At 69.1% G+C, this 12279-nt stretch carries 11 protein-coding genes; 9 read left to right on the top strand and 2 right to left on the bottom strand.

The features are described from left to right. Positions 1–43 precede the first annotated feature (43 nt). Entirely contained in the window at positions 44–589 is a 546-nt protein-coding gene (locus JJL56_RS22180) for a hemerythrin domain-containing protein (RefSeq protein WP_200486311.1), read from the bottom strand. A 23-nt stretch (positions 590–612) separates the two neighbouring features. Next, the gene (locus JJL56_RS22175) at positions 613–1239 is read right to left on the bottom strand and encodes an FmdE family protein (RefSeq protein WP_200486310.1); all 627 of its coding nucleotides are present in this window, start codon (positions 1237–1239) and stop codon (positions 613–615) included. 468 nt (positions 1240–1707) lie between these two features. Between JJL56_RS22175 and JJL56_RS22170 the strand changes: the two genes are divergently transcribed. The 9 genes from JJL56_RS22170 to JJL56_RS22135 all read left to right on the top strand — a co-directional run bounded on the left by JJL56_RS22170 (position 1708) and on the right by JJL56_RS22135 (position 12271). Next, positions 1708–2232, top strand: coding sequence for an RNA polymerase sigma factor (locus tag JJL56_RS22170; protein ID WP_200486309.1), 525 nt, complete (start codon positions 1708–1710; stop codon positions 2230–2232). A 126-nt stretch (positions 2233–2358) separates the two neighbouring features. Then, on the top strand, positions 2359–3369 hold the full coding sequence (locus tag JJL56_RS22165) for a FecR family protein (protein ID WP_200486308.1): 1011 nt from the start codon (positions 2359–2361) through the stop codon (positions 3367–3369). Between the two features lie 160 nt (positions 3370–3529). Beyond that, on the top strand, positions 3530–6025 hold the full coding sequence (locus JJL56_RS22160; RefSeq protein ID WP_345772620.1) for a TonB-dependent siderophore receptor: 2496 nt from the start codon (positions 3530–3532) through the stop codon (positions 6023–6025). Positions 6026–6089: 64 nt separating this feature from the next. Next, entirely contained in the window at positions 6090–7250 is a 1161-nt protein-coding gene (locus JJL56_RS22155) for a PepSY-associated TM helix domain-containing protein (RefSeq protein WP_200486307.1), read from the top strand. Between the two features lie 44 nt (positions 7251–7294). Then, positions 7295–7432: a hypothetical protein gene (locus JJL56_RS22150; protein ID WP_247890564.1), complete on the top strand. Its 138-nt coding sequence runs from the start codon at positions 7295–7297 to the stop codon at positions 7430–7432. A 412-nt stretch (positions 7433–7844) separates the two neighbouring features. Beyond that, the gene (locus JJL56_RS33730) at positions 7845–7976 is read left to right on the top strand and encodes a hypothetical protein (protein WP_282188823.1); all 132 of its coding nucleotides are present in this window, start codon (positions 7845–7847) and stop codon (positions 7974–7976) included. Between the two features lie 11 nt (positions 7977–7987). Then, positions 7988–8980 (top strand): ABC transporter substrate-binding protein, encoded by a 993-nt coding sequence (locus JJL56_RS22145; RefSeq protein ID WP_200486305.1) that lies wholly within the window; start codon positions 7988–7990, stop codon positions 8978–8980. Between the two features lie 8 nt (positions 8981–8988). After that, positions 8989–9813 (top strand): ABC transporter permease, encoded by an 825-nt coding sequence (locus JJL56_RS22140; protein WP_200486304.1) that lies wholly within the window; start codon positions 8989–8991, stop codon positions 9811–9813. A gap of 172 nt (positions 9814–9985) precedes the next feature. Beyond that, entirely contained in the window at positions 9986–12271 is a 2286-nt protein-coding gene (locus JJL56_RS22135) for a TonB-dependent receptor family protein (RefSeq protein ID WP_247891187.1), read from the top strand. Positions 12272–12279: the final 8 nt, after the last annotated feature.

Raw genomic sequence — 12279 nt, 5'->3', positions numbered from 1 at the left:
CGACGCACGTGGGCCGCGACCGACCTGCCGCTGAATGTCCGTCCTAAACGTGCAGCGGTGATGCACGTTCATCCACGCCGCCAAGCGCCTCTTCCCCATGGCGGTAAGCCCGTGCAAGGGCGACGTCCTGTGCCGGCGTGAGCACGGCGTCGACGGCGCTGAGCAGTGCGGTCTCCTCCTTTTGAATATGCAGGACGAGGCCGTCGATCAGCTGCTGCCCGAAATGGCGGAGGACCGGCCAGCTTTCCTCATCGAACCCCTCACGCAGAGCCAGGGCACACAGCCGGGCGATGCGGCGGAAAAGCGGGCGCAGGGCTTCATGGTCGGCCGAGAGGTCGGCCGTCATCTCGTAAGCGCCGGCGGCGGCGATGGGCGGAAAGAGGCACCGCTCTTCCAAAATGAAATGCCGTTCGAGGTCCTGGCCCAGTTCCTTGCCAAGGGTGGCGAGCAGAACGCGACCGTCCGCATCCAGATGCGGGATCTCGTCCTCCCTGGTGCGTTCGAGGTAGGCTTCGAACGCGTTCAGAAGGTCGATGGTCCGGTGATGATCGTCGTGCAGGAGTTGGCCGGTCTGGCTGTCGGTGTGCATGTCCGAAGTCTTTTGAAAAGAGGTCACGCGTCGGGTCGGCCGTTCCAAGCGGCAAGGCTGACCAGTCGAGGATCGTCGGCGTGGTCCACCAGCATGCGTCGGACCCGCTCCTGCCATAGGGTGCGGAACTGAGCCGCGTCGTCCGTTGATGCCGCGTGGGACAACAGGCGCTGCAGAAGGCCGGGCATCGCCGGGTCGACCGGTACGACGCCGCTGTCGAGCGTCGCTTGCACGCCTACTCCCGTGTCGGTGCGGACAAAGGCCATCGCGCCTTGGATGTCGGTGCCGAAGGACAGGAGGTTCCGGCGGTCGAAGCGTCCACCGATGCCCTTGAAGCCGGTGCTCTCCGTCGCTCCGGTCAGCAGCGTGGCGACGCTTGCCATCACGCCGGCCACGCCTTCGTCGGCGGCCTCACGAACACACACCGCAACGGCCCCGCGCTCGGGCACCTCATCGGGGTACAGGTGCTCCAGTGACCGTACGGTCATCAGGTAAGCGCCCGCGACGGTCGGACAGGAATGGCCGGCCAGCCGCACGGCATCGGCATAACCGTAATCAAGCAGGCCGCCCTCGGCCGCGCCGAGGAACGCGCTGAGCGGATCGCGCACGACGAGCCGCGGCGCCGCATCATAGAAGGATGGAAAGGTCATAGCCGGATCATGCCGCGAGGATGCCCAGGCCTCTTTGTCCTCGCGCAAACTGCTGAAAACGAAACGAGGTCACGCCCCCTCGCAGGCGCCCGGTGTAGTGCGTCGGCGGGGCAAGAGGCATGTGGCACACCATGTGATGAACGTAAGCCTTGCCGAGCATGCCGAGCGGTGTCGAGCTGGGCCGGCAGACCGGAGCACTCGACGCCGGCCTGGAGGAGTTCTCCGCGCCCACCAACACACTTCGCAACGGAACCAACCCTTTCGTCAAAAAGGGCTCCGTGACCAAGGGGTGCTTTCTGATAATAAGAATAGTTCGCATTATGGGTTCGATGCGGCTATACCGGCGTGACCGGCATCCGAGGCGATGGCCCCACGGGCGCTGGTTACTTTGCATCCGCCATTCCGCGCATCCGTGATCGACACCCTCCGCCCTCCGCTGCACGACGACACCCATTCCTGGCGCGCCCGATGACGGGCTCCGTAGGCGCTTGGGCGCGCAAGATCGCGGAGTTGTTTGAGGCGCATCGACTGCGTGTGGAGCGTGCCATCGCGCGGCGGACCGGAGATCCGCAAACGGCGGGCGATCTCGCGCAGGATGCCTTCCTGCGGCTGGCCCGTCTGCCTGATGGCGAGGCGATCCAGAATCCGGCCGGTCTGCTGTATGTGGTGGCCGACCGCGTTGCGCTGGACCATTGCCGGGCTGCCAAGCGCCAGCGCCTGCGCGAGGTCGGTCCGCCCGACGAGGAATCGCCCTCCCCCGGCCCCGGTGCCGACATGGTGGTGGAGCGGAACCAGACCATGGCCCGGCTGCGCGGCGCCATCGACTCCCTGCCGCCCAAAACCCGTGACGTGTTCCTTCTTTACCATGTCGAAGGTTTGACCTACCGCGCCATTGGTGAGCGGCTCGGCATCTCCCCCCGTACGGTGGAGTACCATCTGCGTACGGCGCTGGAGCAGTGCCGCGCGCGAATGAAGCGGCGTCCGCCGCGATGACATGAAGCGGCGTCCGCCGCGATGATCGACACAGCCGATGTCCCGGCAGGTCGTTTTCTTTGAGGGATCGGACGTCCTTGGCCGTCTATCCAAACACGAGACAACAGGAGCGCTCAGCGAGACGCGATGGATCATCAGGATGGACAGCGCAGCGAGCCGGCAGACGGCGGACCGGACGAAGACCGGCTGTTCTCGGAAGCCACCGCGTGGCACTTCCGCCTGCAATCCGACGACGTCAGGCCGGCGGAGCGCGCCGCCTTCGCCGAGTGGCTGGCCGTCAGTCCGGCGCACTCCCATGCCTGGGCCGGCCTGCAGACCCTCCTTCACGACTTGAAGGAACCCGCCCGCGCCGCTTACGCCAAGTCCCGCATCGGGTCTCCCCGCCGCCCCGCGGCGACCGGTATAAGGCGCCTTGCCGCGGCGATGACGATCCTGCTGGTGGTCGGCGGCCTCGGCGTCTGGCACGGACCGACGCTTTACCAGAACGCCGTTGCGGATCAGGTGACCACGACCGGACAGCGCCGGACCTTGACCCTGCCGGATGGCTCCACGGTCGACATGAACGGCGACACCGCATTGGCGCTCGATTATCGAGATGGCGAGCGGCGCGTCCGGATTCTGCGTGGCGAGGCGTGGTTCCACGTCACGCGCGATCCCGATCATCCCTTCGTCGTCGATGGCGGGGCGGGTGCCGCCCGTGTGCTGGGAACCCAATTCAGCGTCCGGCGTGAGAACGACCGCACGACGGTCACCGTGGGCGAAGGGCTGGTGGAAGTCGTCGCCCATCGGAACGCCGACGGCAACGCCCCCTGGCCCGACAGCGTCCGCCTGCACCCCGGCGAGAGCGTGGAGGCCGACCCTCACGGCCTGACCGGGCCACGGGCGGCGGACCCCGCCGTCGCCTTCGCATGGCGCCAGGGTCAGATCGTCTTCCGCCAGCAGTCGCTCGCCTCCGTCATCACGGCTCTGAACCGGCAATGGCCGGGCCGGGTGGTCCTGCTGAACGACGAGGCGGCGGAGCGCGTCGTATCCGGCGTCTTCGCGCTCGACAGGCCGGATGCCGTGCTCGATGCGCTGGAGCGCGGCCTCGGCGTGCGCGCCACCCGCATCACCCCCTACCTGACCCTGCTCCGCTGAAAAAATCTTCGGGACCTGAAAAAAACTTCCCAGGGTTCTCCGCGCGCCCGTCGTCATGTCCGGGAAAGGAGAGAATGAGACGCAATAGCAGAAAGCGGCGCGCTCTCTCACCGGACGACAGAGGCGAGCGATGACATCGGTGAAGTGTGAAGCGACGGGTGTGACGAACGGACGCCGGGACAGCGCCCAGGGCGGCCGGTTGGGGCGCGTGCTCACGGGGCGGCTCCTGGGGCGGCTCCTGGCGACCACGGTACTGATCGTGCCGGGCCTTCTGCTGTCCAGCGCCCCCGCGGCCATGGCGCAGTCGGCCCAGGGGTCGGGCCAGGGGTCGATCCCGGCCGGCCCGGTGACCTTCGCCATCGCGCCACAATCGGTGGACGGGGCACTTGCCGCCTTCTCCACCGCCACGCGCATCCAGGTGTTGACCCCCGGCGCTGTGACCCAGGGCGTCAATTCCCCCGGCGTCAGCGGATCGATGACCGCGCGCGAAGGGCTGAACCGCCTGCTGTCCGGAACCGGGCTGGCCGCCCGCTTCCTCAACACGGAAACCGTGACGGTCGAGCGCGTGGCCGCTGGCAACGCCGTCCTGCTCGATCCGCTGCAGGTCGAAGGAAACCGGGGCGCCACCGGCCCCGGCGCCCTGCCCCCGGCCTATGCCGGCGGTCAGGTGGCGCGCGGCGGGCGCATCGGCGCTCTGGGCAACCAGGACGCGATGGACGTTCCGTTCTCCATCACCAGCTACACCGCCGAAACCATCCGCAACCAGCAGGCGGACACCATCGCCGACGTCCTGGCCAACGACCCGGCGGTGCGCAGCAGCCTCGGCTACGGCAATTTCTCCGAGAGCTTCGTCATCCGCGGCTTCCAGCTGGCGGGGGAGGATCTGTCGGTCGACGGCCTCTACGGCACCGCTCCGCGCCAGATCGTCGCCACCAACATGTTCGAACGGGTGGAGGTGCTGAAGGGCGCCAACGCCTTCCTCAATGGTGCGGCCCCCAGCGGGTCCGGCATCGGCGGCGGCGTGAACCTCGTGCCCAAACGGGCGGAGGACGAGCCGCTGACCCGGCTGACCGCCAGCTACGCCATGGACAGCCGTTTGGGCCTGTCGGCCGATGTCGGCCGCCGGTTCGGCGACGCCAACCAGTTCGGCGTCCGCGCCAACGCCGCGGTCCGCGGCGGCGATACCGCCATCGACGACGAGGAGCGGACGCTGACGCTCGGCTCCCTGGCGCTGGATTACCGCGGCGAGCGCGCCCGCGTGACGCTCGACGTCGGCACCCAGACCCAGCGGGTGGAGCAGGGCCGCCCCGTGGTCTATGTCGGCAGCTTCGTCCCGGCGGTGCCGTCGGCCTCGCAGAATTATGCGCAGCCCTGGAGCTATTCGCGGATGCGCGACACCTTCGGCCAGATCCGCGCGGAATACGACCTCCTGCCCAGCCTGACCGCCTATGGCGCCTTCGGCCTGCGCAGCATGCGCGAGGACGGCGACTATGCCTCCCCCACCATCACGCGGCCCGACGGCACCGGCACGGTCCGGCGCCTGACCGTCCCGCGCGAGGATGACACCGTCACCGGCCAGGCCGGCGTCCGCGCCGACCTGCAGACCGGCCCGCTCAGGCACCAGCTGAACGCCGGCGCCTCCGCGCTGCGGACGACCAACAACAACGGCTTCGAGTTCGGCACGACCTCCGCCATCAACCTCTACAGCATGGTCGGCCTCCCGCGCCCGGCGACGACCTCGGCCAGCGGCATGGTCGGCGATCTGCCGAAGGTCAGCGAGTCGGTGCTGCGCAGCGTCTACGCGTCGGACACCGTGTCGATCCTGAACGACCGGGTGATGGTCACCGCCGGTCTGCGCCAGCAGAACATCCAGGTTCGCGGCTACAATCGGGCCAACGGCGCCCGCACCTCCGATTACGACCAGTCGGCGCTGACGCCGGTGGTCGGGCTGGTGGTGAAGCCGGTCGAGCCGCTGTCGCTCTACGCCAACCGGATTGAGGGGCTGGCGCAGGGACCGACCGCTCCGTCCACGGCGGCCAATTCCGGAGAGATCTTCGCGCCCTACCGGTCAGTCCAGTACGAGGTCGGCGGCAAGCTGGACTTCGGCAGCTTCGGCGGCTCGCTGTCGCTGTTCCAGACCACGCAGCCCAGCGGCGTCACCGACGCGTTCACCCGCGTCTACAGCGTGTCGGGCGAACAGCGCAACCGCGGCATTGAACTGATGCTGTACGGCGAACCGGTGCAGGGCGTCCGGCTGCTGGGTGGCGCCACCTTCATCGATCCGGAGCTGAGCGACACCGGCAGCGCCGCGACCGAGGGCAAGGACGCCGTCGGCGTGCCGCGCCACCAGTTCAACGCCAATGTCGAATGGGACCTGCCGTTCATCCCCGCGTCCTTCCCCACCGTGACGCTGACCGGGCGCGTGATCCACACCGGGTCGCAGTATCTCAACACCGCCAACACGCTGAAGATTCCCAGCTGGACCCGTTTCGACATCGGCGCGCGCATGGTCGCCGACATCCAGAACCGTCCGGTCACCGTCCGGGCGGCGGTCGAGAACGTGACCGACAAGGCCTATTGGGCGTCGGCCTCCGGCGGCTACCTGAGTCAGGGCAGCCCGCTGACGGCCAAGCTGTCGGTGTCGGTGGATTTCTGAGGGCGGATTTCTGAGGGCGGATTTCCGACCGGCGAAGCCATGACGGCGGCATGAAGGGGGCTTGATGACCAACCGAACCATCCGGATCTGGACTCTGATCCACAAATGGACCAGTCTGATCTGCACGATCTTCATGCTGCTGCTGTGTCTGACCGGCCTGCCGCTGATCTTCCATGACGAGATCGAGGCGCTGACGGCGGAGGACACGCTTCCGCCCATGCCGGCCGACACGCCCTTGAAGTCGCTGGACGACGCTGTGGCCTCGGCGCTGGCGACCTACCCCGGCGAGCGTCCGTTGTTCCTCAGCTTCGACGTGGACCGGCCGGTGGTGAACGTCACCACCGGCCCGGGGGCCCGCCCCCCGGTGTCGCAGATGCACATCTCCGCCATCGACCTGCGCACCACGCGGATCCTGGCCGACCTGAACGACGACGACGGGTTCATGCATGTGATGCTGCGCCTGCATGTGGACCTGTTCGCAGGTCTGCCCGGCGAGCTGTTCCTCGGCTTCATGGGCTTCCTGCTGTTCCTGGCCACCCTGTCGGGGGTCGTCATCTACGCCCCCTTCATGCGCAAGCTGTCCTTCGGCACGGTGCGCGCCGGGCGTGGCCGGCGGCTGAAATGGCTCGACCTGCACAACATGCTGGGCATCGTCACGCTGATGTGGGTGGTGGTGGTCGGGTTGACCGGCGTCATCAACACCTTGTCCGTGCCGCTGGTCGCCTATTGGCGCGCCAACGAGCTTGCGGCGATGATCGCCCCCTATGAGGGCAAGCCGGTTCCGGAGCGCTTCGCCTCCGTCGACGCGGCCGTCCGCACCGCCATGGAGGCCGCCCCCGGCATGCGGCCGCAATTCGTCGCCTTCCCCGGCGTGCGCTTTTCCAGCAACCACCATTACGCGGTGTGGCTGAAGGGAGCCACGCCGGCCACCAACCGGATTCTGACTCCCGCCCTGATCGACGCGGAGACGGGGGCCTTTACAGACATGCGCTCCATGCCCTGGTACATGCTGGCGCTGCGGTTGTCGCAACCGCTGCATTTCGGCGACTATGGCGGGCTGCCGATGAAGGTCCTGTGGGCGGTGCTGGACCTGCTGACCATCGTCATCCTCGGCAGCGGCCTGTATTTGTGGATCGCCCGCCGCCGCCATGCCCAGGGCCGCGCCCAGGATCATGCCGCCACAGGCTCCGGCCTTCGTGCCACCGCCGGAGAGGCTGCGGAATGACGCCGCGCACCCCCTTCCGACTGCCGGCGATCTTCGGGATTCCCATGGCGATCGCGCTTGTCACCACCGCAGGGCTGATCGCCGCCCTGCTGGATGACGGCGTCGTGGACGCCGTGTCCTGGGTAGCATTGTCGGTCCCCGTGCTGACCGTGGTTTGGTCCTGGCGCAAGCGTAGGCGCTAAGAGCGGCTCCACGCGTCGCCACGGGGACAGTTCGGAGGTGCTTCCGCATTTTCGGCGCAGCGTGAATGCGCTTACGGGCGGCGGCGAGCACACAGAGGGGACGGCATCACCTTCATGAGTGCGCTGATTTCCTTGCCAAAATCGCCGCTGTCCCCGCTTCCGCCCGGTCTCGCCGTTGATCACGTCACCATCGCCCGCGATCGCGTCGTTGTGGCCGCGCGCGCGTCACGATCTTGCCTAGGCGGGCGATGGACACGCCCCTCAGGCGACCCTCAGGCTCGCCAGCTTAGCGACGACAATCGAAGCCCTCGGTGATCCTGCTTGCTCTTGCGCAACGATCCCCGGCCCGCCGACCGGCACTGTCGCTTCCGACACCGCTCATGAGCATGCGGCCTCGGTTGGAGACACCATCATGCCCGAAGATCTGCAAGCCTTCATCCACGAGACCCGAAAGACCATCACCGCTCTGAAGCCGAGCATCGCCCGCACGCCTCCGGGCCGGCACGGCGACGCAGGCCGCGCCGCCAAGACGGCAATCCGTTGATGGCCTTTCCCATGATCCATCCGAACCGCCGCGCCGCGCTGGCGGGGCTCGCCGCCCTGCTGGCCGTTCCCGCCCTCCGCCGCCCCGCCGCCGCCGCCACGGCCCCCTTGCCGCTGCTAACCCTGTGGGGACCGCCGGCGGGTCCGTCGATCACGCTGGTTCACGCCATCGCCTCCGGCCTGCTCCGCCCGGTCGCCGACAAGGTGGTGTTCAAGGCGTGGCGCACCCCGGACGAACTGCGCGCCGGGCTGACCTCCGGCACCATGCAGACCTTCGTGCTGCCGACCCAATCCGCCGCCAACCTGTTCAACAAGGGCCTCGGCGTCCGGCTGGTCAACGTGATGACCAACGGGTTGCTCTATCTGCTGTCCGCCGATCCGTCACTGACCTCGGTGGCCGCGCTGAAGGGCCGGAGCGTCGCGATCCCCTTCCGCAATGACACGCCGGAATATGTGTTCCGGCGCCTGCTGGCGGCGGAGCGGCTGACCGCCGACGGCGATGTCGCCCTTCAGTTCACCGGCACGCCGATGGAGGCGATCCAGCTTCTCGTCACCGGACGGGCCGATGCGGCCCTGCTGCCCGAACCGGCGGCCTCCGCCGCCATCCTGCGCGCCGGGATGGCCGGCAAGACGGTGACGCGGGTGCTCGACATCCAGCAGGCCTGGGGCGCCGCCACCGGACTGGCAACGGTCCTCCCGCAGGCCGGCCTCGGCGTCTCCGGCGCCTTCCTGGCGGAGCATCCCGCCACCGTCGAGGCTCTGCACGGCGCCCTGGCCAAGGCGACCGCCTCGGTCAACGCCAACCCGGCGCGGGCCGCCAACGACGCCGCAGCGCCGCTCGGCCTGCCCTGGCCGGTCATCGAGCAGGCGATCCCCCACTCCAATCTGGTCGCCCAGCGCGCCAGCGCCGTTCGCGAACCGATGGAGGCCGTCTTCCGCGCCCTGGCGGAGTTCGACCCCAAGATCATCGGCGGCGCGCTGCCTGCGGCGGACTTTTATCTGTGAGGTGCGGCATGACGACGGCGCGCGCCGACGCGGTTCTCGACCGGCTGGGCCGGGTCGGGCAGTTTCTGTGGTCGGGCTGGGCCGGGCTGGCCGGGCTGGCCCTGTTCGCTGCGCTCTGGCAGGCGGGGCATGAGCGCTACGGCGACTTCATCCTGCCGGCCCCGCTGGCGACGCTGGCCGCCGGCCTGACCATCGCCGCCGATCCCGCCGCCTGGGAACTGGCCGGGCAGACCACGCTGCGCGCCGTCGAGGGCTTCGCGATGGCCGCCCTTGCCGGTGCGGCGGGCGGGCTGGCCGCCGGCTATTCGCCGGCGACGATGCGGCTGGCCCGCCCCATCCTGACCGTCCTGCTGGGGGTCCCGCCCATCGCCTGGATCGTGCTGGCGATGATCTGGTTCGGCTCCACCGACGGGACCATCATCACGACGGTGCTGGTCGCCGCCACCCCGGTGGTGTTCGTCGGCGTCGCCGAGGGCGCCGTCACCCGCGACCGCGGGCTGGACGACATGGCCCGCGCCTTCGGCGCCGGCCCGCTCGCCCGGCTGACCACGCTCGGGCTGCGCCACGTCGCCGCCTTCCTGTTCCCGGCGCTGACCGTGGCGCTTGGCTCGGCCTTCAAGGTGGCGGTGATGGCCGAGCTTCTCGCCAACACCGGCGGCATCGGCGGCGCGCTGGCCGCCGCCCGCGCCAACCTCGACGTCGCCGAGGCGCTGGCCTGGGTGCTGATCGCGGTGACCGGGCTGATCGTCGTCGAATACACGCTGGTCCACCCCATCCGCTCCGAGTTCGAACGCTGGCGCAACGCCGCGCGCCCCTGGGGCGTCAAGCGCTGACCGCCGGAGCAGCCCCGGAGAAAGCGGCGGCGGAAAAATCGACTGTGCACACTGCTTTTCCGCCGCGAACTTGACCGCGGACAAACAGCCCGCTGGAAAGGCCGATAGAGTGCGAACGACAATCATTCGCATTTTGATCCGAGAGATCGGCTTTTCTGGGGAAACGAGAACCATGACGACACGGGGACAGGCCGGACAAGCGGCGTTCCGAACCGCGCGAGCGGACACCGCCACCCGCGCGCCCATCCTTCTGGCCGGGCTGGCCATGGCCTCTCTGACCGCCGCGACACCGCAGCCGGCCCACGCGCAGTCGGCGGCACCGGGGGCCGCCGTCGTCCTCTCCCCCGTCATGGTCGAGGGACAGGCCGACAGCGCCGAGGCGACCGCCCGCCGCCGTCTGGAGGCGATTCCCGGCGGCACCGCCCTGGTGGCGGAGGAGGATCTGGCCGGCAAGGCGAACGTCACGGTGTCCGACGCGCTGTCCGGGGTGCCCGGCGTGGTGGTGCAGAACTTCTTCGGCGGCAACGACCAGCCGCGCATCCAGATCCGCGGCTCCGGGCTTCAGCAGAATCCGGTGGAGCGCGGCATCCTGGCCTTGCAGAACGGCCTGCCGCTGAACCGGGCCGACGGCTCCTACATCGTCGGGCTGGCCAACCCACGCCAAGCGGAATTCACCGAAATCTACCGCGGCTACACCGCCAACCGGCTGGGCGCCAGCATGCTGGGCGGGGCGATCAATTTCATCTCCCCCACCGGTTCCTCCGCGCCGGGTTACCGGCTGGGCGTCGAGGGCGGCAGCTTCGGCCAGTTCAACACCAGCCTGCAGGCCGGCGGCAGCGCCGGAAAGCTCGACGGGCTGGTCCAATTCCAGCGCAGCCAGCGCGACGGCTACCGCGATTACAACCGCTCCGAACGCACCGGCTTCGACGCCAACGCGGGCGCCGTGCTGTCCGACAATGTCACCACCCGCTTCTTCGCCGGCTACACCGACCTGTCCTTCGACGTCGCCGGCCCGCTGACCCGCCAGCTTCTGGAATCGAACCCCAAGGCGGTCTACACCGGTCCCCGCGTGGTCGGCGGCGTCGCCACCAATCCGGGGCCGAACGTCGTCCGCGACCGGCCCGAGCGCGAGGCCAAGCAGTTCCGCGCCGGCAACCGGACGACGGCAACCTTCGGGCCGCACCTGCTGGACGTGGCGCTGGGCTACACATACACGGACGACACGTTCCGCTTCCCGATCTCCTCGGGCATCCGCAAGACAGAGGGCGGCGACGTCACCGCCGTCGCGCGCTACGCCTACAGCCCCGACGCGGGCCAGCCCCTGCCGCTGTTCGAGACGACCCTGCGCTACGTCGTCGGCTCGGCGGACCGCGAGGACTACCTGAACAACGCCGGCAGCCAGGGCGCCCTGTTCGGACGCAGCACAATGGACGCCTCCACCCTGGCGCTGCACAGCGGCCTGAACCTGCCGCTCGGCAACGCGGTCACCCTGTCCCCGGCGGTCACCGTCACCCACGCCACGCGCGAGAACGACGACACGTTCGGCGCGGCGCGGCGGCCGACCATCGCCTTCAACCCGGCCAACCCGCGGTTGGCCCTGCCCGCCGGTTCGATCCCCGCAGGGAACACCAGCTACGACCGCAGCTACGACGGGGTCAGCCCCAGCCTCGGCCTGACCTGGAAGCCGCAGGAGGACCACACCCTCTACGCCGCCGTCAGCCGCAGCTTCGAGCCGCCCACCCACGACGACCTGATCGCTACCGTCAACGGCACGCCGAACAGCAGCGCCGGTCGCCCGAACCCGGCCCAGCCCGGCCTCGTCTCGACCGCCTACCGCACGCCGGACCTGAAGGCGCAGACGGCGACCACCGTCGAAGCGGGCTGGCGCGGCCGTTTCGGGGTCGTCGCGGTCGATGCCGGGACCTATTACTCCTGGGTCAAGAACGAGCTGCTGAGCCTGCGCGACGCCACCGGGGCCTCGCTCGGCGCGGTGAACGCCGACCGGACGCGGCATTTCGGCGTCGATCTCGGGCTGTCGGCCTTCCTCACCGATCGGCTGAGCGGACGGATCGCCTACACCTTCCAGGATTTCCGGTTCCAGGATGATCCGGTGCGCGGCGACAACCGGCTGGCCGGCGCGCCGCGCCACGTCATCAACGCCTCGGCGCGCTACGACATCACGACCGCGCTGTCGGTGGGGGCGGAGGTGGACTGGTATCCCGGCAGGACCCCCGTGGACAACATGAACAGCGTCTACACGGACGGCTACGCCACCGTCGATCTGCGCAGCACCTACGCCATCAACGAGCATGTCAGCGTCTATGGCGAGGCGCGCAACATCTTCGACGCGACCTACGCCTCCTCGACCCTGATCGTCGATCAGGCGTCGCCCACCCAGGCGGTCTACCTGCCGGGCGACGGGCGGGCCTTCTACGCCGGCCTGAAGGTCAGCTTCTGACATCCGAC

It is taken from the genome of Azospirillum aestuarii, assembly GCF_016632405.1.
In the GTDB taxonomy this organism is placed as follows: domain Bacteria; phylum Pseudomonadota; class Alphaproteobacteria; order Azospirillales; family Azospirillaceae; genus Azospirillum; species Azospirillum aestuarii.
The sequence above is the reverse complement of the archived record's forward strand: the minus strand, read 5'-3'. Positions and strand labels throughout refer to the sequence as shown.